A 21,797-nucleotide genomic window follows, 5' to 3' on the forward strand; every position below is an offset into this window, starting at 1 on the left:
GAGCCTTGACCGGAACGGGCCTGCTGGTCATCGGCGACGTGGTCACCGACGTCGTCGCGCTTCACGACGGATCGGCCCTGACCGGCCTGGCCGTCGGGACGGACACCGCCGCCGACATCGTGCTGCGGCCCGGCGGCTCGGGGGCCAACACGGCCTCCTGGGCCGCCCGGCTGGGCGCCGACGCCCGCATCCTGACCCGGGTCGGCTTCGACACCGGCGAGTGGCACGCCGCGGAACTGCGGCGGTTCGGGGTCCGGCCGCACCTGAGGATCGACCCGGACCGGCCGACCGCGGTGGTGATCGCCATGGTCGACGGGAGCGGCGAGCGCTCCATGCTCACCAACCGGGGCGCGGGCGGGCACATCGGCATCGACGACTGGGACGAGAGCCTGCTCGACGGGGTCGGCCACCTTCACCTGTCCGGATACACGCTGTTCGCCGAGCCGGGACTGCAGCTGGCCCGGCTGGCCATGGCCGAGGCGTCCCGGCGCGGGGTGTCGATCAGCGTGGACCCCGCGTCGACGGGGTTCCTGCGCTCGTTCGGGCCCGAGCGGTTCGTCCGGGAGACGCTCGCCGCCCAGCTGATCATCCCCAACCTGGACGAGGCGCTGCTGCTCACCGGCGAGACCGCCGCGGAGGGCGCGGCGGAGAAGCTGAGCCTGCGCTACGGGGCGGCCGCGGTGAAGCTGGGCTCCCGGGGCGCCCTCATGGCCAGGAACGGAAAGTTGGCGGCTCGGGTTTCCGGACTCGCCGCCGAGGTGATTGACTCCATTGGAGCGGGGGATGCGTTCGCCGCCGGCCTGCTGACCGCCCTGCTGAACGGGGCCGACGACGGGGCCGCGCTGGACGCCGGACGCCGTGCCGGGGCGGAAGCGGTGTCGGTCGTAGGCGGCAGACCCCGTATCCTTCCGTCTGATTTGAGCCTCAACCAGCTTTACCCTCTTAACACCAATTGATAGCTTGCGGCGTAGGCTGCACCATTAGCCACATGCGTCACTTTGGGGAGGATGCGGTCCGCCGATGGATGCCGAGTCATCGATCTGCCTGAGTGATCTGATCCCGGCCCTGCGCTGGAGCCGTCCACAGCAGGTCGCCGAGGCCCTGGCCGACCCGCGGCTGCCCGCCGGCTGGTGGTCCTCGGTCACCCTGTCCAAAGCTCTCGGCGCCGCCGGGCTCGACTGGATCTGCGACCGGCTGGCCCGGCTCTCGCTCTCCCGCTGGGACCACCTGCCGCTGAGCGACGTGCTCCCCGCGCTCCACGTGCACACGGTCGACCCCACCCTGCCCGGCTGGCCCGAGGCGACGCGCTCGTCCATCAGCGGCCTGGGCGGCTGGTCCCGCCTGCGCCGCCTGACCGCCGCGGACCTGACCGGCCCAGCGATGACCTCCACCCCCGAGGCCCTGGTCACGGCCATGTTCCGCGAGGTCCTCGGCCACCTCCCCGGCATCGCCGAGCAGGCCGCCCCCGCCGAGCAGGCCGGCGCGGCGGCCCCCGCTCCGGCGGCCCCGCAGATCCCCGCCCCGGCGGCCCCACAGGTCCCCTCCCAGGCCCCGGTCCCGCAGTCTCCCCCTCAGGTCCCGGCGCAGGGCCCGGTCCCGCAGATTCCCTCTCAGGCCCCGACGCAGGACCCGGCCTTGCAGGAACAGCGGCAGGCACCGCTCGCCGCGCCCGCGGAACCCGTCGCGCCCGCCGCGCCCGTGGCGCCGCCCGAGCCGCCGCCCATCCGTCTCAGCGACTACCCGCTGGTGGGCCTGGTGGAGAACATGTTCCGCGACTGGAGCCCGCTGGAGCGCGCGGTCGCCGTGGAGCGGCTGTTCGCGGTCGACCCGATCAGCCTGCGGGCGCTCGCCCACAAGCTCAACGCCGACCGCGACGCGCTCTCCGCCGCCCAGCGGACCGCCGAGGAACGCATCCTGCTCTGGCTCCGCTCCCCCGAGTCCGCCCCGCTCACCGGCCACATGTTCGGGCTCACCGAGTGGCTGGGCGCCGCGGCGACCGAGGAACAGCTCATCGGGGCCGATCCCGCGCACCCGATCGAGGTGCCCACGCTCCGTACCCCGCTCTGGCGGGTGCTGGTCACCCTCATGCCCGACCGGCGGCTCCAGGACGGCTGGCTCGTCGTGGGCGACCTGGGCGGGCTCCGCGAGCGGACCCGCCGGCTGCTGGCCACCAAGCCGGCCGACGCCGATGTCTTCGCGCTCATGGAGCACCAGCTCGGCATCCGCACCCACTCCGCCCAGGCGTGGCTCGACGCCCTGACCACGAGCGGGGCGCAGGAGCCCGCGGCTGCGCCGGCGCCCGAGGCGAGCAGGCAGCTGCCGCGTCGCACGCCGGGGGCCAACGGCCACCACCACCGGGGTGGTCAGCCGGTCCCGCAGGTGAGCGCCTCCAACATCGATCCCCGCGCCGCGCTGGCCACGCTGTCGGCGCTGTCCGGCGGCAACACCCGCCCCCACCTGATCACCAGCCAGCGCGCGCCGCTCCACCCGCCCACGAGCCCGTCCACCGACCCGAGCCGCTGGCAGCGGATCGAGGTCACCAGCGACCACCTGCGGGGCGCCCCGGTGGCCGTGCCGGAGGGGTACGCCGCCCAGCTGGGCATGCGCCCCGGCACGCTGCTCTCGGTGACCGGTCCCGGCGACAACGCGGTGGTGCTCGTCTGGCGGGACCAGCCCGTCTTCGACTCCCTGCAGCCGGTTCTCATGCGCCTGAACGCCCGTCCGGGCGACCAGGTCTACGTCACGGTCGACGGCTACCGCCTGGACGCCCAGCTGCCCGCCTGAGCCGCGTGGGGGCCGCTGCCGCCGTCCCGCGCGGGCCGTACGGATCGTGCGCCACGCCCGCGCGGAGGGGCGCGCCCGCGCCCGGTGCGACCGGCTCCGCCGGCCCGTCCCACCGCCCCCGCGCGGAGGGGACGCGTCACCCGGTGTGGCGCCGCACGGGCGGGCCCCGGGGAGGTCTGCCCCGGACCGGCCCGCCCGGTCGCGCCTTGCGATGACGGGCGTCCCGGAGGATCTCCCCGGAGCGGCCCGCGCGGCCGGGTTCCCCACGCGGGAAACGCGGTCCGGGAACTCCCGGGCTTCCCGACATGCCGAATTGGAGCGCTCCAAAGACCGGGATGACTTACGTTAATCACCGCTATGCTTGGTCGCCGAACCAGAAGTTCCTACTGGGGCCCACGCAGCAGGGGTCCCAGTAGTCGTTTTTGTGGCAAGAATTCCTATTGATCGGTGGGTGCCACGGCTTACTTCGTGGGCCGCCTGTCAGCTGGTGTGCAACGGCTGGCACGAGGACAGGAACACGTAGGCTGTGTGGGAAGGACAGGAGAAGAAAGCGGTCCGGACCCGCGGCGTCAAGGATTTCAGGCTGGTATGGGCGGGGTCCACGCTGTCCATGACAGCGTTCCGGACCCTCGGTGTCTCCTATCCGCTGATCGCCCTCGCCCTCACCGGTTCGCCCATGGCCGCGGGATGGGTGGGGTTCGCCTCGACGATTCCCGGCCTGCTGCTCTACATCCCCGCCGGTGTCCTGGTCGACCGGTTCGCCCCCCGCCGGATCATGCTGTGCGCCGAGGCCGCCCGGGGAGTCGCCGCGGCCAGCGTGTTCGTGGCCCTGCTCTTCGGCTGGGCCTCACTGACCCATCTCGTGCTGGCCGCCACCGTCGAGGGAGCGCTGTGGGTCCTGCACTCGCTGGCGGAGACGGCGCTGATCCCCTCACTCGTGAACCGCGGCCAGCTCCCCCGCGCGCTCGCGCGCAGCGAGACGAGCTTCCACGTCGCGGTCCTGACGGGCAGACCGCTCGGCGGATTCCTGCTGGGGCTCGGCCAGGCGATACCGTCCGCCGTCAACGCCCTGCTGTTCGCTCTCTCGTTCGTCTTCCTCCTGCGGATGAAGACGGACGGCGTCCGGCAACCGCGCAGCCCTCACCTCCTGGTGAAGGTCTCCGACGGCGTGCGGGAAGTCGCGCGGCAGCCCTTCCTGCGCACCGCGATGGCCCTCACCGCGATCACGAATCTGATGGTCAATGCGTTGACCATGGTCTTCCTGGCCGGCTCGGCGGAGTTGTCGCCGCTGACCGTCGGCCTGGTGCTGGCCGGCGGAGGAATAGGCGGGGCCCTGGGATCTTTCATGATCCTGCGCATCGCACCGCCGCCCTCCATGCTCTTCGCGCAGATGTGGATATGGGTGGCCGCCCTCGGCTTCGCCGCCCTCGGCGGTCATCCGGTCTTCTTCGGCCTGGCGACGCTGATCACGGGCTGCACCGGGGCCTTCAGCAACATCACGGTCAGGACGTTCGAGGCGCACGAGGTCGCCCTGGGCAAGCTCGCCCGGGTGGCGAGCGTGTCCCGGCTCACCAGCCGCGGCGCGGTGTCGGTGGCGGCGCCGCTGGGCGCCCTTCTGGTCACCCTGTTCGGAGTCACGTGGGCGGCCATGGTCCTCTTCGCCGCCATGGCCCTGATCGCGATCACGGTGACCGCCCTGCCCTCCCTGCGCGGCAGCCTGCTGCCCGCCCGCAGCCGCCGGAGCGCCCCCCGGGAAGCCGTCACGGTCGCTCGATCAGCCGGTCCGCCTCCGCGGCGAGATGCGTGGGAAGCGCGGGCTCCCTTGCCGTCCGCGCCCGCCGGGCCAGATCGTCCGCTCTCCTGACGTCACCGTCCAGGGAACTGATCATGGCCGCGTACAGCAGCACCGGTCCGTGGTCTCCCGCCTCGGCCAGCACCGCGGCGATCTCCCGCTCCGCCTCCGTGAAGCGCCCGAGGAAGGCCAGGGCGAGCGCGTGGGCGGCCCGGGTGGACGGCCACTGCAGCGGCCGGACCCGGTCGAGGTCGCGCAGCGCCGCCTCCGCCCGGCCGAGCCCGGCGAGGATCTCCCCCCGCGCCCGCAGCGCCTCGGCCAGGTTGCCCTCCCGTCCCAGGACGTCGTTGAGGACGTCGCGCGCCGCGTCCGGGTGGCCGTCGTGCCAGAGCGCCCAGGCGAGCTCGGTCTGGATGTTCATATCGTTGGGGATGCGGCTTATCGCCGAGTACAGTTCCCGCACGGCGACCGAGGTGCGCCCCTGGGCCAGCCGCAGCCGGCCGATCCCGGCGAGCAGCCGGCCGACGGCGGAGGTGGCCCCCAGCGTCTCGAAGAGGACGGCGGCGGTCCGGTAGTGCGAGACGGCCTTCTCGAAGTCCTCCCGCCGGTACGCGACGTTGCCGAGGAACGACTCGATCTCCGCGCGGATCCTGGTGTTGTCGCCGCACCGCTCCAGAGCCTCCTCGGCCTGCTTCACCGCCAGCGCGAACTCCCCGTCGCGGAAGGACAGCTCGGCGGCCCGCAGGTAGTCGTCCGGGGCGGCCCGGCTCTCGGTCTCCACGACGACGTGGTCGTTCTGGAGGATCGGCTGGATGAGGCGCTCGTGTGACAGCTCGCACCACCGCGTGCCGGCCTTGATGTCCTCGCGCAGGATGTGGCGGTCCACCAGCGCTCTGATCACCGCGTTCGGCATGCCGGCGGTGACGGTCTCCCCCTGGTAGACGACCTCGCGCGTGCCGAGTTCGGTGATGAAGGCGCGGCGCAGCCAGCTCCTGAGCCGGACGGCGTCGCCCTCGAAGTGGTCCCTGGCCACCTCCGCGATCATCCGCTCGGAGAAGTCGGTGAGGGAGCGGTCGGCGTTGGCGAACCTGCGCACGTGGTCGGAGGAGATGACCCGCACGTCCTCGGGCAGGGAGCGCCACATGGCGGAGCACACCACCTGCAGCTGGACGGGCTCGACCACCTTGGCGTCCGCGACGACCTCCTCACCCATCGCCCTGCCGACCCTGATCATGCGGAGGTCGTCCACCAGGCGCCGCGCCGCGCCGGGGGCGAACGAGCGTCCCGTCCCCTCCAGCGGGCCCTCGGTCGCCTGGATCGCCGCGGCCGTGTCGAGGGCGGTCAGCAGGAAGCGGGCCCTGGCCATGCCGGCGAGCTTGGGCTCGTGGGGGAGGATCGCGGCGAGGTAGTCGTCCCGGATCGAGATGAGCAGGCGCAGGTTCGGGTCGTCGTCCAGCGCCTCGACGAGCTGGCTGATGAACCACTCGCGGTACGGCTGGCGATGGGCGAAGTCTCCGAAGAGCTCCTCGGCCTGGTCGATCGCCGCCAGGGTGAGAACCGGGTCGCCGTACGGATCGTGACGTGGGGGGCGCCGCCTGAGGAACTCGCGGATCGTCAGGCCGGCCAGCCGGGTGGGCGTCTCCGCCGGGGACCACGACGACAGCAGCGCGAACACGTGCGGGTTGTGCCGGGAGAGCGCGGCGGACGGGAAGGACGAGCCGTGCGACACCCGGCCCACCGGGAGCACGTCGGTCTTGCCCGGGTCGAGCAGGGGCAGCACGCCGGCCTGGATCAGCGAGGTCTTGCCCACCCCGGACGGCCCGTACAGCACGGTCAGGCGACCGGCCTGCCACAGGTCCGAGACCTCGTAGGACTCCCTGGCGCGGCCGAAGAACTTGGCGTCGTCCTCTCGGCGGAAGGCGCGCAGGCCGACGTACGGCTGGTCGGCGGCGTCCGGCCGGACGCGTTCGGGGGTCACGGCACCGGCCCCATCCTCCGCCGCAGTTCGCGGCAGAACTCCTGCGCCGTCCCCCAGAAAATGGAGATCCGCCAGTCTTCGTAGTATCTGGCCAGCTGGCGCTGGACCTCCAGCACGTCCGCCTTCGTGCTGGCGAGCGAGGGGGCCAGCTGCACGCTCACGTGCCTGCGGCGGTTGATTCCGGGGACCGCTTTCAGCAGGCCGTGGAAGAGGACGCGGAACGTCCAGTCCTGCAGGCTGTATCCGATGAACAGCAGGGGTCTCCTGGTGAGCGCGGCGAGAATGGAGGTGGGAAGCATCCGCTGGCCGCCCGCCACGCCGTCCACCGCCAGATTCGTCAGGAACTCCAGGTAGTCGTCCTCGGCCAGCACGATCGACGCCGGATCCTGCAGGTTTCCGTGCAGGTGGTAGATGAGCGGCGCGTCGGGCTGGGGATTCCATCCGGCCTCGCTGCTGAAGAGATCCTCGGCATGGGCCAGCCCTTTGTTCCACGGGCAGACGGCCACGTTCGGCCTTTTTCCCGCGGCTTCGAGCGAGCGCAGGATGAAGTCGTCATAGTTCGTCGTCAGATACACCGGGAGCGGAAAACTCGCGAGCAGGCCGTGCGGTTCCAGGGGGTCCAGGAAGTCGGGCACGCCCCCGGCGTCGAGCTCGTCGCAGACCCGTCTCTTGACGTAGACGGAATCGCCGTATCTCATCACCGCGAACTGCGCCACCCGCGGAAGGTCATGGTCGTCGTCGAACGGGTAGTCCCAGCGGCGCGCCATGTCGCGACTGAGCGCCGTCCCCGTCGGCAGGGTGCCCGCGCACGCTCCGGACCCCAGGAACGGCGTGCAGTCTCCGCTGTTCAGCTGGTCGAGCAGGCGCTCCCACTCGGCCTCCCCCATGTCGTGCACGCGGGGCACCACCTCACCGGCTGAGGGCCTGGCCGGGTAACGGACCCGGCGCCGAACGACGTCGTCGCCGCGGTCGATTCCCGGCGGGCGAGGCCGAGACACCTGGCTCACCGAGCGCAAAGAGACGGGCGGATGCTTCACGGTCGTCTTTCTGTCGCAGTCTGCCCCAAACCGCAAGGCGATTTCTCATATCGAGCTGTCGAACCCCGCGCTCGCCTCCAGATCCACGTTCGGCCGCAGGAACCAGTCCGAAAGCACCCTCCGGAAAGCGGCGCTGTCGATCCTCGCGAGATCTTCCAGCGTCAGGCCGGTGAGATCGAGGGAGGCCGTGGCCCCCGGCCCGTCGTAATGCATTTTCACCCCTCACTTCGAAACGTTACGGTCGACCAGGTTTCGGCCGCCCAAAATACGGTTCTCCGCGCTTCTCGTTCGGCGCCGATTCGTACTCCCCTCTGCGATTTTATTCGATTCTGTAATGCCCGGGTTATCGAATCAACCTCTAAGATGGCGGCAGAATCTCTTCGGCTTGACAGGGTGGAGGCCAGAGATGGTGGAGCTTTCACACGCGGCGAACACGGTGCCGGAACGGCAGCCCGAGGTCTGGGAGAAAGTCCCGCCCCGCAACAGGAACTTCACCGGGCGCGACGATCTGCTCCTCAGGCTCCGCCAGGGCATCAGCACCGTCACCGCCGTCGTTCCCCAGCCCCAGGCGCTGCAGGGGTGGGGCGGCGTCGGCAAGACCCACCTGGCCATCGAGTACGCCCATCGCTACCGGTCGCACTACGACCTCGTCTGGTGGATCCCGGCCGACCAGCGCGTCCTGGTGCCGTCCGCCCTGGCGGCGATGGCGCCCCACCTCGGCCTGCCACCGGCCTCGGCCACGGGCGTCGAGGAGGCCGCCGAGGCCGTGCGCAGGATGCTGCAGAGCGGCGAGCCCTACCGCCGCTGGCTGCTGATCTTCGACAACGCCGAGGAGCCGGGTCAGGTCGAGGAGTTCATCCCGCGCGGCCCCGGCCACGTTCTGATCACCTCCCGCAACCCCAAGTGGGAGGACCACTTCGAGACCCTCCAGGTCGACGTCTTCACCCGCGCCGAGAGCGTGGCCTTCCTGAAGAAGCGCCTGCGCCGGGAGGTCCCCGACGACGACGCCTCGCGGCTGGCCGAACAGCTCGGCGACCTCCCCCTGGCCCTGGAGCAGGCGGGCGCGCTGCAGTACGAGACCGGGATGTCGGTCGACGAGTATCTGGAGCAGCTCGAAGAGCAGGCGAGCCGGCTGCTGGGCGTGAACAGGGCACCGGGATACCCGCTGTCGATGACGGCCGCCTGGAAGGTGTCGGTGTCGCTCCTGGAGGACCGGCTCCCCGAGGCGATCACGCTCCTGCGCTGCTGCGCCTTCTTCGGCCCCGAGCCGATTCCCCGCGACGTCTTCAGCCGGGGCAACAAGTCCGTCGTCCCCCGCCTGGGGCGGATCCTGGCCGACCCCATCCTGCTGGCCACGGCCCTGAGCGAACTGCGGCGCTTCGCCCTGGCCCGGATCGAGCCCTCGACCCGCACGATCCAGGTGCACCGCCTCGTCCAGGCCCTCCTCCGCGACGACCTGACGGAGGAGGATCAGCGGGAGATCCGGCACGAGGTCCACGTGCTGCTCGCCGGCACCGCCCCCGGCAACCCCGACGAAGCCGCCAAATGGCGGATCTTCGAGGAACTGGTCGCCCATGTGACCCCCTCCGGCCTGGAGGAGTGCGCGGAGCCCGCGGTCAGGAAGTTCGCCCTCGACGTCGCCCGCTACCTGTACACCTCGGGCAACTACCAGTCGGCCAACTCCTTCCTGCGGAGTTTCATCGACAGGTGGAGCAGGGTCAGCGGGCCGAGGCACCCGGACGTCCTGGTCGCGCGCAGGCATCTCGGCAACGTCCTGCGCGGGCTCGGCCAGTACACGGCGGCGTACGAGATCGACCACCGGACCCTCGACGAGATGCGGGAGACACTCGGCCCGGAGCACGACGAGACCCTCCTGATGACCAACGGCTACGGGGCGTCTCTCCGGGCCCGCGGCGACTTCATCGGCGCCCGCAAGCTGGACGAGGGCTCCCGGGACGTCCACCTGGCCGGTAAGGGGCCGACCTCCCCGTCCACCCTGCGCGTGCTGAACAACCTGGCCCTCGACTACGCGCTCACCAGTGACTACACGGCGGCGCGCATCCTCCACCAGGAGACCTTCCTGGAGCAGAGCGGCGCGCCCGAGCAGGTCAGCAGGGGCTCCCTCCTGCTGTCGTGGAACGGCCTGGCCAGAGCGGTGCGCCTCTGCGGTGACTACAAGGAGGCGTGCGACCTGGGCGAGGAGGCCTACGCCTACGGCGTCCAGGAGCTGTCCCTCGACCACCACTACACCCTGCTGACCGCCAAGGACCTGTCGATCGCCAAACGGCGGGCAGGAGAGATCGCCGAAGCCCTGGACCTCGCGCGTGACACACACCTCCGGCTCCAGCGGCTCTTCGGAGACGGGCACCCCGACACGATGGCCGCCGCGATCAACCTCTCCAACGCCCTGCGCACCGCCGGGGAGCTCGACGAGGCGTTCGCCACGGCCGACAGGGCGGTCGCCCGCTACCCCAAGGTGTTCGGCGCCGACCACCCCTACAGCCTGGCCTGCAGCGGGAACCTGGCGATCCTGCACCGGCTGCTGGGCGACGCCGCGACGGCCCGCGGCCTCAACGAGAAGGCCGTGAACAGCCTGGCCGCCAAAGTCGGTCCGAGCCACCACTACCCGCTCACCTGCGCCGTCAGCCTTCAGAGCGATCTCTCGGCGCTGGGCGAGGCCGACCGGGCCTGCGAGATCGGCAAGGACACGCTCGGCAAGCTGCGGAAGCTCTTCGGTGAGAACCACTTCCTGAGCCTGTCGTGCGCGGCCAACCTCGTCCTGGACCTCAGGGCGGCCGGGGCGAAGGAGGAGGCCGAGTCCCTGTACGAGGACACCATGCGGCGGTACGCACGCCCCCTGGACGCCGGCCACCCCGACGCCCTCCTCGCGAACGCGGGCAAGCGCATCGACTGCGACTTCGACCCCCCGCCGATCTGACCGGGCCCGGTACTCCGGTGCCGTTCCGAGATCTCCGGAGCGATCACGCCCCTGAGGACAGCTTGCCGCGCTTTCCGAGGTCGCTGCGTCCGAGGCCGAAACCTCACGTCGACCGCGCTCAGCCTGGCGGCGCCATCCCGTAGGAGTCGTCGAGGACCGCGAGGCGGGCGTCGGTGGTAGCGGTCAGGAGCCCGATCCCGGGGCGGCCGCGTTGTGGAGCTCCGGGTCCACCTTCAGGCCGAGGTCCGGCTGACCCAGCCATTCCAGCCGGACCGACGCGGCCTCCGCGCGCTCCCCCAGCTTCAACTGCACCTTGTACACGCTCAACAGGAACGCCTGCAGGGAGTCGACGCCGAAGGACGCCCCGACGCTCTCGTCGCCCAGGCCCAGGATCTGGTGGGGGCAGCACCAGTCTCCGCCCTCGCTCAGGGCGTCGGGACGCGGTCTGCCGAACCTGAGGGTCACCGGCGTGCGGGCGCCGCCCCCGGTGACGGCCTCCACCCGCCGCTCGGCCACGACCTCGCCGAGCTCGTACGTCGCCATGCTCTTCTCCCCGTTCGCCGGTCGTTCCGTAGGGCTCACGATGCCACAGGTCTTCGCCGGCGCGGCCGATTCCGGTGACCAGGTGCCGCATGCGGAACCGGCGCATCCCGGCCATCGCCGCAGCTCGCCGGCGGCGGCGCGGAACGGCGGCCGAGCGGCGGCTCTCCGGTGGCGCCTGGGGCGATGCGCCGCGGCGCCTTCTCCACAGATCGCCACATAGCTGCATATAGGTGAGAAAACGCTAATGTCCGCCTCACCGGCCCCTCACCGCCGGTCGAAATCCTTCGTATGGCCGGGCAGGCAGCCCGATCCCAAGCTGACGGAGGGGACGACATGAACAGGATCAAGAAGGCTCTGGCCGGCGCCGCCCTCGGCGCCGTCTCCGGTGGGCTGGTCGTGGCCACCCCGGCGTTCGCGGACGAGCGTTCCTGCCGGGGGATCATCCGGGCCGTGACTCTTGACGACGTGCGTGTGCCGAAGGGCGCGAGCTGCACCCTCGTCGGCACGCGGGTGAAGGGCAACATCAGGGTGGAGCGGAACGCGACCCTGGTGGCCCGCGAGGTGGGCGTCGACGGCAACGTCCAGGGCGAGGGTGCCCGCGCCGTGTCGGTGGTCGGCGGCTCGGTGGTGCGGGGCAGCGTCCAGGTGAAGCAGGGCGGCGCCGCCACCGTGGTCTCGTCGCGGATCAACGGTGACATCCAGCTTGACGCCAACCACCGCTACCTGCGGGTCAACGGCAACCGGGTCGGCGGGAACATCCAGGTGGTCGGCAACCGCAACGGCGCGCAGATCCACCGCAACTCGGTCAAGGGCAACCTGCAGTGCAAGGAGAACCGCCCGAAGCCGACCGGGAGCGGGAACGCCGTCGGCGGCGACAAGGAAGACCAGTGCCGCCGTTTCTGACCCGGTGACCCGCCGGACGGTCGCGCCGCCTCACGCGGTGTGCCGATCGTGGACGAGACCGGCACCGGAGTACTAACCGCGGGCGTTCCGGGCGGTCCAGGCCTGGAGATGCTGGTCCGCCTCGCGACGGGCCTGGGCCGCCGCCGCGAGGTCGACCGGCTCGTCCAGCCACCGCTCCAGCGTGCCCCGCATCGCCTTCACGAACTCCTGCCCGCGGTCGTTCAGGCCCCCGCTGGCCATGAGCGTCCCGGTGACGCGGTACGCGGCCCGCCGCCAGCGCGCGAACTCGACCTGGCCCCGGAACGCGCGGGCGCCGCCCTCGAAGCGGTGCTGGCGCCTCCAGAACCCCGCCACCCCGAGATACGCGTACGCGCCCTGCAGCAGTCCGTAGACGGGGCGGGGATCCTTCCGCCACGGGGCGTAGTGCCGGCGCCCGTCGTCGGGCAGGGTCAGGTCGACCGCGTCGGTCAGCGCCGTCAGCTTCGCGTGCTGGATCTCGTGGGCGAGGGTCGCTGCCATCCCCAGGCCGTGCTGCGGCTCGGACAGGGCGACGGTCCCGAACGTCTCGCGGGAGGTGGCGCTGTTCTGCCCGAAGGCCGGTGCCTGGATGGGGGTGAGCGCCGAGACGCCGGAGGCCACCTCCCCGGCGACGGTCCAGTGACGGCTCGTCAGGATGCGCCACGCGTCGCGCGCGCACGAGGTCCAGTGCTCTCGCTGCGAACGGCTCAGCCGGGGCTCGACGGTCTGGACCGCGTTCCACCGGTACGGGTCGACGTCGTCGATGACCGGGCCGAACGCGGAGCTGACCGGTAACCGGTGCAGGGCCTGCCAGCCGTCCCCGTCGCGGGTCGGGTCGACGCGGACCTGCGACCGGCCGAACCGGAGCTCGGCCCCCTCACCGTCCGGCCGCACGGTCACCTCGGCCACTCCCCCGACGCCGGCCGGCGTGGCGAGGCGGCCGAGCCCCGGCAGGACGACGGTGTCCCCGTCGACGGCCAGCCGGATCCCGCAGGCGGTCCGCGACCGTACCGCAACCGCCACGGCCAGGGCGGCCAGCCGGCCGGGATCGTCACCCGTGGCCCTGCCCTCCTTCAGCGAGAGGTAGGTCCGCAACGCCCACGCCCCCACGGCCGGATGGCCCAGCTGCGCCTCCACCGGCTCTCCCCGGCCGGCCTCGATCTCCGCCAGGAGGTCGTAGGCACGGGCGGCGAGACCGGCGTGGGGATGGCCCGCCGCCCGCGCCTCCAGGACGAGCCCGCGGATGAGGAACCTGGTCTTGAGGAGCTGCATCGCGCGCAGCCCGGCCATGACCTCGCTTCCACCTCCGCCCGCGGCGAGCTTGCGGAACGTCTCGTCGGAGACCAGCTGCGCGATGGGCGTCATCCGCACCCTTTCAGACGGGCGACGTCACGGACGAGTCGCCGGCGAATGTGGGTGATGAGCCGGTAGAGATCGGGGCAGTAGACCGACGGGCCGCGGAATCCCTCCGTGACGCTGTAGCGGTGCGGGTAGAGCCCGCCGCCGCAGACGGTGCGGATGTCACAGGACTGGCAGACGGGCGCCAGGGCGAGTTCGCCGATCTGCCGGGCGGCGACCGACGGGTGCATGAGGACGGTGTCGAAGGAGTCGCGGAGAACGTGCAGCCACGTCGCGGAGGCTCCGTGGTAGCTGGACTTGAGGATGTCCGACTGCTCGATGCTGCCGTTCGTCTCGACGACGACCATCCGCGCCGGTGACAGACCGACGGCTTCCGTACGCGAGGCGCGCCCGGTGAGCAGGCGCACGATCTCGCCGAAGAAGCGGATCTCGGTCTCCTCCACGGCGGATCCGTACCAGCGGTCGAAGATCGGCAGCAGCCAGTCGGCATAGGGCGTGGCGGTGGAGCCGGGGTCGCGGAACGGCGGAGGCGTGAGCCAGTTGCCGTGCGGCAGGAGGAAGTCGACCGCCGGCGGATCGAACTCCAGGAGCGCCTCGTAGGTGGCCAGCGGATCGTTCCGGACGTCGATCGTGCAGAGAAGGCCGCTGAAAAGGTGGTGGAAAGGTCCCGTGGTCAGCCTCCGGAGCGAGGCGGCGACCCTGGCGTGGCTCCCCTTCCCGTTGGCGAAGAGCCTGTGCCGGTCGTGAGCCGCCTCGTAGCCGTCCAGGCTCACCCCCACCCGGACCTCAAGGCTGTCGAAGAGGCGCAGGTAGACGTCGTCCAGGCGCAGCCCGTTGGTCTGCACCCCCACGTGCACGCGCGTCCCGACGTCGGCGGCCGCGCTCCTGATCGCGCGCACGGCGTGGGAGATGAGCTCGGGGCCGGCCAGGAGCGGTTCCCCGCCGTGGAGGATGACCTCCACCTCCGCCAGTTCGTGGGTGAGGGCGTGCTCCGCGATGCGCCGCGCCGTCTGGTCGACGATCGCCTCGGACATGCGCCGCGGCTGGGCCTTCCAGGACTGGTCCGCCATCTCGTAGACGTAACAGTGCCGGCAGGCGAGGTCGCATCTGCTATGGATCTTCAGAATGAACTGCCGGAAAGCAGACGGACGCCATCCCGAAGCCACCAGCGCGACCACATCAAGTGTGGCCGGAAACGTGTTTTCGGGTGTCGGAATTTTTGACTCGATCTTCTCCAGCAAATGCGGCACACCTCTCTTGCGCCAATTCCATATCGCACCATTTGTTGCCATTAGTCAAGGGAACGGAGCAAACATCGCCCCAGCAATGCACCACGACCATACAGCCGGTCGGCTCTTTGGCCGTGACATCGACCGCCCTCCCGTTATCCTGGAGCCGTCTTTCGGGTATCACACGGCACGGTGCAAAGGCAGGAGCTGGTCAGCGTGCGCGATTGGCCGTCGAGCCTGGACACCGGCAGGCCGGCGGCCGCTTCCCCTCGGCGGTCCATTATGAGGATCCGCGACCGGTGTGATCTTGTTCGCGAATACCGCCATATACACGAAATGGCGGACGCGGATCACGGATTCGCCGGCCCGCCGGCTCACCGCCCCGGCCTGTTCCGCCGCATCGCACGCGTCAAGAGCTCAGTCGTAGCCGACATGGCGTCCCCGGCGAGGGGACGGAGACCGGAGGGGCACGATGGACCTGCATGAGCACCGGATTCCGGTGAGGGTGTTCTCGGAGCTGGCCGTCGGCGGCGGCGGTGCTCCCGCGGTCGGCCGGCTCGTCGCCGCCGAGTACAGCAAGCACGTGCTTCTCGTGCGAGGGGTGATGGAGAACGCCCGCGCGGCCGGCCACCCCCAGGCGCCCGCCGCCCGCCGCGCCTACGATCTGCTCGCCGCCGTCCAGCGCCGTCGCCCCGACGCCGTCGACGCCGTTCTCCGCCACTCACCGGTGGGTGCCTGGGCGCGACGGACCATCAGGATGCTCCGGACGGGCGACGGGGCCGCCGCGCCGGGACAGCTCGCGGCGCTCGCCGCCGCGGCGGCGATCCGCTCGGGCACGGCATGCGAGATCGACGTGCCCGCGGTGGACGGAGTGGTCACGCTTCCCTCGCTGGGCCAGGCGGTCCTGTCCCCGACCGTCTCCTGGGTCACGGTCGAGTGCACCCCGGACGGCGCCGAGGTGCTCGCCGACGGAGCGGTCGTCCGCATCCCCGACGACCCGGCGCGGGACGCCTCCGGGTGGAGGGGCCTGCGCTCGCTGTCCGCCGAGGCCGACGGCATGCCGCTGCGCCTGGTCGTCGACGACCTCGACCCGTACCGGATGCCGGAGACCGCGAACATCGGCGGGCGCCTCACCGAGGCCGAGACCTCGCGGTGGCAGGCGACGCTGAACGAGGCGTGGCACCTGCTGGTGCGCCACCACCGGGCCGTGGCCGAGGAGGTGATCACCGCGATCACGGTCCTCACCCCGCTGGTCGCGCCTCCCCGGGGCCTGTCGAGCTCGACGTCCCGCGAGACGTTCGGCTGCGTGGCCCTGTCCGCACCGCCGGACGCCGCCACGCTCGCGGTCACCCTGACGCACGAGACGCAGCACGCGAAGCTCTCGGCCCTGCTCGACCTCGTCCCCCTCACCCTGCCCGACGACGGCTCGCGCCACTACGCCCCCTGGCGCGACGACCCCCGCCCGATCCCCGGGCTGCTGCAGGGGGCGTACGCCTTCCTGGGCGTGGCCGGCTTCTGGATGCGCCAGTTCCCGCTGGAGAGGGGCGAGTCGGCCGTACGGGCGGGTGCCGAATTCGTCCGGTGGCGGGAGGCCGCGCGCGCGGTCACCACCACCCTGCTCGACAGCGGCAGGCTGACCGACCTCGGCGAGTCCTTCACCGCCGGGATGGCCCGGCGGCTCGACGACTGGGCAGACGAGGCGGTGCCCTCCGGCGCCCGCGATCTCGCCCGCGAACAGGCGGAGCGCCACCGGAACCGCTGGCACGGACGTCACGCCTGAGAAAGTGCCGGGTATCCGGCTGACCACTCCTGACCGGGGTCTTCGGTGCGGCACCGGGCCGTTTCGGTCCTGACCGGACCCTGCGGCTCGGCCTCCTCGCCGGCCGGCAGGCCCTGCCTCGGCGGCTCAGCCGGGGCGCACCTCCAGGCCCAGGGCCTCGGCGATCACCACGGCCTGCTGGACGTCGACGATCGCCCCCCGCACCTCGACGTTGAACGGGTCGAGAGAGGACAGCTCGCTGCCCCGCAGGTCGCAGCGGGAGAGCTTGGCGCTGTGGAGCCAGGCGCCCGTCAGGTCGACCCCGCGGAGGACGGCGCCCTCGCACCGCGCGCCGGTGAGGTCGGCCTCGCGCAACCGCACGTCGACGAACGAGGCGCTGTGCAGGTCGGCCCCGGGCAGACCGGCGAACGACCAATCTCCTCCGCTGACCTTCAGCAGGTCGAAGGTGCAGCGGTCGAACATGCTGCCGACGAACTTGCAACTGGTGAAGGTGGCATCGAAGAACGTGCAGCGGACGAAGGTGCAGTTCAGGAACGCCGTGTCGACGTGTGTGGAGGCGTTGAAGCGGACGTCGTGGAAGGTGCACTCGGAGAAGACCGCGCCCCGGCTCTCCGTCTCGGTCATGTCCATGTCGACGAAGGCGACCCGCTCGTGGCTCTGGCCCGACAGGTCGTCGCCGTACCAGTCTTCGGACGCGACAGTCGAGTGCGTCTCCGGCGCGGGACGGCCGTACTTGCGGTCAGCCACGCGCGGGCTCCGCAACGCTCGCGAGGAGGCGGGGGAGCCCGGCTCGCCCGCCACGGGCGCGGGGGTCACCGGTGAGGGCGACGGTCATGTGCTGGTGCCTTCCGTGTCGGTACCCGGCGTGCCGCCGGGTGGGTGAAGATCGGCCGACGTCACCGTAGCGTCGCCCTCCGACAATTCCACGCGGCGGCGGCCGGGCACGCTCGGCTTCTTCCGCCTCTTCACCGGCGGGCAGTCCCTCACCCTGCGGCACTTCGTCTGCTCCGAGACACCCGGCGCCGACGCGGCTGCGGCGTATGACACGTCAGCTGTTTCACGAGTTCATGGTGTGCCGGGCACGTCGGGCGGAGTGCACCTCCGAGAGCGGCAGCGGGACGAGATCGCGGCGGACTTGCAACGATCTACAAGTCTCTCCCCAGTGCCGGTCTCTAGCCTCGTCACCGGCCCTCGCCTCCGGCGTGGCAGGGCCGAGCCCGAAGACGCCGACGCCGACGCCGACGCCGACGAGGAGAAGATGTGATGAGGCCCGAGGACAACCGGTCGGCCGCCGCCGCGCGGATCAGCGACTGTCTGCGGGACGGCTCGACCAGGCTCGATCTGTCCGGTCTCGGCCTGGAGACGGTTCCCGAGCCGCTCGGCGACCTCACCCACCTGACCGAGCTCGACCTGGGTCGCAACGAGCTGACCGCCCTGCCCGGATGGCTGGGCGACCTCACCGCCCTCACCACGCTCTACCAGAACCGCAACGGGGCCGCCCCGCCCGGAACACTGAGCCACCTCACCCTCACCGCGCCCGACCTGGGACCTCTCCGAGGCCTGGATCACGGGGTTGCGGCTTCCCCCGCGCGGCGCGGCCTGACCCTGGTAGGGAGCTGGGTACGACGCGTGGTGACTCACCGACGATGACGGGCCCCGGCCGGACCCCGGCCATCGCGGCGGGCAGGCCGGCCGCCTCAAGCTCGGCGAGGGCGGCGTCGAGCCTGGCGGGCTGTCCGGTGAACCCCTCGGGGCGGAGAGTCGTCACCGCTTCCGGTCGTCGAACCAGCTGCCCACACGGCCGCAGCCGAGGCACACGTCGACGACGTGGTGGCCCGTCCTGCCGTCGTCCAGCGTGACCGGGGTGCGACGGTACTCCACGAACGTCGCGAAGTACTCGTCGCCGCACCACATGCATATGGCTTCCTCGCCCTCGTACCTGATCAGCTCCTCCAGCGGGGAACTCGCCCCCCGCCATTGGCAGCCCAGCCATTCACAGCCGTCGCATCGCCACCACAGCGCTTCCGGACGGCGCCGTGAAGGCCCGGCGAACGCCACGAGGTCACATGAGCAGCGGGGGCATCGCATGACGGTCCTCTCTCCGGCCGGCGGGAGCCGCCCTGCGTCATCATGACCGGCCGAATCGACGACGTCCTCTCCCACCTGTGCTCGCCGGACGGATCGCCGGGTGCGGGCGGTGCGACACCGCCCGCACCGGACCGAACCGAGCCGGGCCTCGCCGAACCCGACCGAACCAGGCCGAACCAAACCAGGCCGAACCCGACCGAGCCGAACCCGACCGGGCCGAACCGGACCGAGCCGGGCCGGGCCGAACCGGGCCTCGCCGGCCGCTTCAGGCGGCGGCGCGGACCGGTCGCGCGTCGCCCCGGCGGGAGGCCTCAGACGGCGGGCGGATCGAAGTCGAAGTCGAGCCGTTCGCCCCTCAGCGCCACCCTCGTGTCCGGGTGCTCCTCGCCCAGCACCCGCCGGTAGCGCTCGAAGGTGTCGGTCTCCAGTTCCCCGGCCTCCTCGCCGGCCCCTTCGGCCCGCAGGTCGACGATCAGGTTGTTCGCGCAGGCCAGGGTCAGCGGGTGGTCCACGCCCAGGAGTTCGCGCAGCTGGCCCAGGGTTTTCTCGCCCAGCCGCCTGGCCGAGGAGACCTCCCCCAGGGCGGCGAGGTCGCTGGCGAGGTTGATCGCGCAGGTGAGCGAGTAGTGGTGCTCGCGACCGAGGGTGCTGTCGAAGCCGTCCAGCGAGCTGCGGTCGAGCGCGGTGGCCTCCGCCAGGTTCCCGTTGACCCGCAGCAGCAGCGCCAGGTTCATGTCGCAGCCGAAGGTGAAGGGATGTTCCTGCCCGTACATCCGGGGGTAGCGCTCCGCGGTGTCGCGCAGCAGCTCCAGCGCCTCGGTGACCTCTCCCCTGGTGCGCAGCGCGTTGGCCAGGCACAGGGCGGCCGCGAGCGTGTCGGGGTGGTCGCGCCCGAAGATGCGCTCCTCCAGCTCGAACGTCCGCTGGGCGATCTCGAACGCCTCGTCGATCAGCCCCGCCCGGCGTTTGGCGATGGACAGGTCCTTCGCCGTGCGAAGCGTCCAGGGGTGGTCGGCGCGCAGTTCCTGGACGCCGAACTCGTAGGCGTCCTGGCCGATGTCGCACGCCTCGGAGTAGTCGCCCCTGAGCCGGACGATGCGTGCCAGGCCGTTCCACGACGCGAGGACGACCAGCGGGCTCGACAGCGAGGTCGGAGAACGCTGCAGCGTGTAGAGCCTCCTCTGCAGTTCGAACGCCTTCGGGTAGTCGCCGAGCAGCATGTAGTCGACGGAGAGGTTGTTCATGACGCGCAGCGTCCGGCGGTGCTCGGGGCCGAACACCTCCTGGTGCCGGAGGAGCGACTCGTTGTCGTGCACCAGCGCGGCCTGGAAGTCGCCCTGCGTCCTGAGGTCGGCGCCGTGGCTGTTGGTGAGCAGGAGGGTCTCCTCGTGGTCGGGCCCGAGGACCGTCCGCATGCGCGCCAGGGTCTCGCGGTTCAGCTCGAAGGAGGCCCGGTAGTCGCCGAGCTCGCGCAGGACGATGCCGAGATGCCGCTGCGCGGACAGCACGTGCTGGTCATCGTCTCCGCTCTCGGCCTGCCACCTCTCGATGAAGCGCTCGGCGAGGTCGCGGGCCGACGTGTAGCCCCCCGACGAGTAGAGGAACCGCACGACGTCGAGGGCGAAGCGGCGGATGCGGGGGTCCCGGCTGACCTCCACCATCGCGGGCCTCATGTGGCTGATCAGCTCCCCGTAGCGCGGCCAGAGGCTGTTGTCGTCGGGCAGGCCCGGCGCCGCCGCCGCCAGCAGCAGGTGCACCTCGTGGCGGAAGGACAGGTGCTCCTCCCAGCTCAGCTCGTCGCGCAGGAGCGCCTGGACCAGCCGGTGCACCTGGATGGTCCGGTTGTCCGAGTCGATCCGCGCGAGGGCGTAGCGCCCCAGCTCCCTGATCGCCTTGCTCAGCAGGATCGGGTCGCTGAGGAGCGGGTTGAGGCGCGACCCCGCGGCGAGGTCGTGGGGCAGCGCCCCGAACACGTCACGGGGGATGGGGTCGGGCCCGAAGAAGGCGCAGCAGCGCAGGAGCTCCACGGCCTCGGGCAGCTTCGCCTTGAGCTGCGACACCGACAGCGACCAGGCCGCCGTCATGGACAGCGGGTAGTCGGACGCCTTGTTGGCGTCGAGCAGCCGGGCCGTCTGCTCCTCCAGCAGCCGGAGGTACTGGTCGACGGGCATCCCGGTCTCCGTCTGCAGGGCTCCCGCCTGCTCCAGCGCCAGTGGCAGGTCGCCGAGCTGCTCGGCCAGCCGGTTCCGGTCTTCGAGGCTGGTCGACCGGGGAACCCGCTTGCTGAGGAACTCGATGCTCTCCGCCCGGGTGAAGACGTCGACGGGCACGGTGTCGGCCACGCTCTGCCAGGCGTGGTTGCGTGAGGTGATCAGGACGTGCCCCGGGCCGCGCGGGATGATGTCGTTGATGTCCTCGGGCTGCTCGGCGTTGTCGAAGACGAGCAGCCACCGGGAGTACGGCTCACCGCGGCGCAGGGCGTCGAGCACGGCCTCGGAGGCGTCCTCCACGCCCATCGCGGCCGAGGAGGGCACCCCCAGGTGGGGGGCGAGCGCGGCCAGCGAGGAGCGCACCAGCATCGGCTGGTCGGCGGGGATCCACCAGACCAGGTCGTACTCGTGCCGGAAGCGGTAGGCGTACTCGATCGCGACGTGCGTCTTGCCGACGCCGCCGAACCCGTGGAGGGCGTGTGGCACCACCGCGGTGACCTCGGCGGTGACCCCGGTGTGCAGCTTGTCGAGAAGATCTTCACGGCCGGTGAAGTTCTTGTTCTGCTGCGGGACTTTGCCCCAGATTTGGGGCTGGCGCCTGGGCGCCCCGTAAATCCCTGAAGCCTCAGAAATGGACATGCGACCGCCTCCGCTGGCCCGATTCCGGTTCAGCCTAGACCGCCGGACGCGCCGGATGCATGCGCGGGGAAGTCAGAGTGTCATGACGGGACGCCAAATTCGGGATAGGACGTGAACCATTTTCTCGTTGTGATCGGGAAACAAACGCACGGCCGGGGTTACAAGCACGGGGCGGGCGTGGAAAGATGACGGCGTATGGGGTGCACACGGCCCGTATGACGCGCACGGGACGTGCTACGCGAGGGGGTCCGCATGGACGAGGAAGTCACCGCAGAGGATGCCGCTTTCGTCGGAGGCGGCCTCGTCGACGTGACCGGGCTGAGTTTGGCCGACCTTGACCGGGTCGACAATTTCCACCTTAAGCATGCATTACGGCGGATACTCGATGACGATAACACCGGACCGGTTGCCGGGTTCACATCCTCCATATGAAAGATCTTGACTTCCGTGCGGCCATGACGGGAAATAGAGTCTCATAAGGGACTGTTTCCCAGTGACC

17 protein-coding genes are annotated in these 21,797 nt (G+C 71.2%); 8 read left to right on the forward strand and 9 right to left on the reverse strand.

The window, feature by feature from the left end; genetic code table 11:
• Positions 1 to 5 precede the first annotated feature (5 nt).
• The 3 genes from ABD841_RS11230 to ABD841_RS11240 all read left to right on the forward strand — a co-directional run bounded on the left by ABD841_RS11230 (position 6) and on the right by ABD841_RS11240 (position 4,648).
• Entirely contained in the window at positions 6 to 956 is a 951-nt protein-coding gene (locus ABD841_RS11230; RefSeq protein ID WP_344970390.1) for a carbohydrate kinase family protein, read from the forward strand.
• Between the two features lie 64 nt (positions 957 to 1,020).
• Positions 1,021 to 2,784, forward strand: coding sequence for a hypothetical protein (locus tag ABD841_RS11235; RefSeq protein ID WP_344970391.1), 1,764 nt, complete (start codon positions 1,021 to 1,023; stop codon positions 2,782 to 2,784).
• A gap of 526 nt (positions 2,785 to 3,310) precedes the next feature.
• On the forward strand, positions 3,311 to 4,648 hold the full coding sequence (locus tag ABD841_RS11240; RefSeq protein WP_344970393.1) for an MFS transporter: 1,338 nt from the start codon (positions 3,311 to 3,313) through the stop codon (positions 4,646 to 4,648).
• Here ABD841_RS11240 and ABD841_RS11245 read toward each other — a convergent pair.
• From ABD841_RS11245 to ABD841_RS11255, 3 genes are all read right to left on the reverse strand, one after another.
• Positions 4,545 to 6,554: a tetratricopeptide repeat protein gene (locus tag ABD841_RS11245; RefSeq protein WP_344970394.1), complete on the reverse strand. Its 2,010-nt coding sequence runs from the start codon at positions 6,552 to 6,554 to the stop codon at positions 4,545 to 4,547. The genes ABD841_RS11240 and ABD841_RS11245 overlap by 104 nt on opposite strands.
• Positions 6,551 to 7,441, reverse strand: a complete 891-nt coding sequence (locus tag ABD841_RS11250) for an SIR2 family NAD-dependent protein deacylase (RefSeq protein WP_344970490.1) — start codon at positions 7,439 to 7,441, stop codon at positions 6,551 to 6,553. The genes ABD841_RS11245 and ABD841_RS11250 overlap by 4 nt, the downstream gene beginning before the upstream one ends.
• A gap of 195 nt (positions 7,442 to 7,636) precedes the next feature.
• Positions 7,637 to 7,804, reverse strand: a complete 168-nt coding sequence (locus ABD841_RS11255; protein WP_344970396.1) for a hypothetical protein — start codon at positions 7,802 to 7,804, stop codon at positions 7,637 to 7,639.
• Between the two features lie 193 nt (positions 7,805 to 7,997).
• Between ABD841_RS11255 and fxsT (ABD841_RS11260) the strand changes: the two genes are divergently transcribed.
• Complete coding sequence (gene fxsT, locus ABD841_RS11260) at positions 7,998 to 10,529, forward strand: FxSxx-COOH system tetratricopeptide repeat protein (protein ID WP_344970397.1); 2,532 nt, start codon at positions 7,998 to 8,000, stop codon at positions 10,527 to 10,529.
• A 183-nt stretch (positions 10,530 to 10,712) separates the two neighbouring features.
• Here fxsT (ABD841_RS11260) and ABD841_RS11265 read toward each other — a convergent pair whose 3' ends face one another.
• Positions 10,713 to 11,072, reverse strand: a complete 360-nt coding sequence (locus ABD841_RS11265) for a DUF6968 family protein (RefSeq protein ID WP_344970399.1) — start codon at positions 11,070 to 11,072, stop codon at positions 10,713 to 10,715.
• Between the two features lie 333 nt (positions 11,073 to 11,405).
• Between ABD841_RS11265 and ABD841_RS11270 the strand changes: the two genes are divergently transcribed.
• Positions 11,406 to 11,975: a hypothetical protein gene (locus tag ABD841_RS11270; protein ID WP_344970401.1), complete on the forward strand. Its 570-nt coding sequence runs from the start codon at positions 11,406 to 11,408 to the stop codon at positions 11,973 to 11,975.
• A 72-nt stretch (positions 11,976 to 12,047) separates the two neighbouring features.
• Here ABD841_RS11270 and ABD841_RS11275 read toward each other — a convergent pair whose 3' ends face one another.
• Both ABD841_RS11275 and ABD841_RS11280 read right to left on the reverse strand, forming a co-directional pair.
• Complete coding sequence (locus ABD841_RS11275; RefSeq protein ID WP_344970403.1) at positions 12,048 to 13,358, reverse strand: HEXXH motif domain-containing protein; 1,311 nt, start codon at positions 13,356 to 13,358, stop codon at positions 12,048 to 12,050.
• Positions 13,355 to 14,602: an FxsB family cyclophane-forming radical SAM/SPASM peptide maturase gene (locus ABD841_RS11280; RefSeq protein WP_344970404.1), complete on the reverse strand. Its 1,248-nt coding sequence runs from the start codon at positions 14,600 to 14,602 to the stop codon at positions 13,355 to 13,357. The genes ABD841_RS11275 and ABD841_RS11280 overlap by 4 nt, the downstream gene beginning before the upstream one ends.
• 451 nt (positions 14,603 to 15,053) lie before the next feature.
• Between ABD841_RS11280 and ABD841_RS11285 the strand changes: the two genes are divergently transcribed.
• The gene (locus ABD841_RS11285; RefSeq protein WP_344970406.1) at positions 15,054 to 16,361 is read left to right on the forward strand and encodes an HEXXH motif domain-containing protein; all 1,308 of its coding nucleotides are present in this window, start codon (positions 15,054 to 15,056) and stop codon (positions 16,359 to 16,361) included.
• Between the two features lie 126 nt (positions 16,362 to 16,487).
• On the opposite strand, the gene ABD841_RS11290 is transcribed toward ABD841_RS11285, so the two are convergent.
• On the reverse strand, positions 16,488 to 17,108 hold the full coding sequence (locus ABD841_RS11290; RefSeq protein WP_344970408.1) for a pentapeptide repeat-containing protein: 621 nt from the start codon (positions 17,106 to 17,108) through the stop codon (positions 16,488 to 16,490).
• 516 nt (positions 17,109 to 17,624) lie between these two features.
• Here ABD841_RS11290 and ABD841_RS11295 point away from each other — a divergent pair.
• Positions 17,625 to 18,011: a hypothetical protein gene (locus ABD841_RS11295; RefSeq protein ID WP_344970409.1), complete on the forward strand. Its 387-nt coding sequence runs from the start codon at positions 17,625 to 17,627 to the stop codon at positions 18,009 to 18,011.
• Between the two features lie 114 nt (positions 18,012 to 18,125).
• Here ABD841_RS11295 and ABD841_RS11300 read toward each other — a convergent pair whose 3' ends face one another.
• A complete protein-coding gene (locus ABD841_RS11300) occupies positions 18,126 to 18,419 on the reverse strand; it encodes a hypothetical protein (RefSeq protein WP_344970411.1) in 294 nt (97 codons plus the stop codon).
• 341 nt (positions 18,420 to 18,760) lie between these two features.
• The gene (fxsT, locus tag ABD841_RS11305) at positions 18,761 to 21,298 is read right to left on the reverse strand and encodes an FxSxx-COOH system tetratricopeptide repeat protein (RefSeq protein ID WP_344970412.1); all 2,538 of its coding nucleotides are present in this window, start codon (positions 21,296 to 21,298) and stop codon (positions 18,761 to 18,763) included.
• 252 nt (positions 21,299 to 21,550) lie between these two features.
• Here fxsT (ABD841_RS11305) and fxsA point away from each other — a divergent pair, with 252 nt between their 5' ends.
• The gene (gene fxsA, locus ABD841_RS11310; RefSeq protein ID WP_344970414.1) at positions 21,551 to 21,730 is read left to right on the forward strand and encodes an FxSxx-COOH cyclophane-containing RiPP peptide; all 180 of its coding nucleotides are present in this window, start codon (positions 21,551 to 21,553) and stop codon (positions 21,728 to 21,730) included.
• The last annotated feature ends 67 nt before the right edge of the window (positions 21,731 to 21,797 follow it).

This window comes from Streptosporangium fragile (assembly GCF_039534445.1).
Taxonomy (GTDB): Bacteria; Actinomycetota; Actinomycetes; order Streptosporangiales; family Streptosporangiaceae; genus Streptosporangium; species Streptosporangium fragile.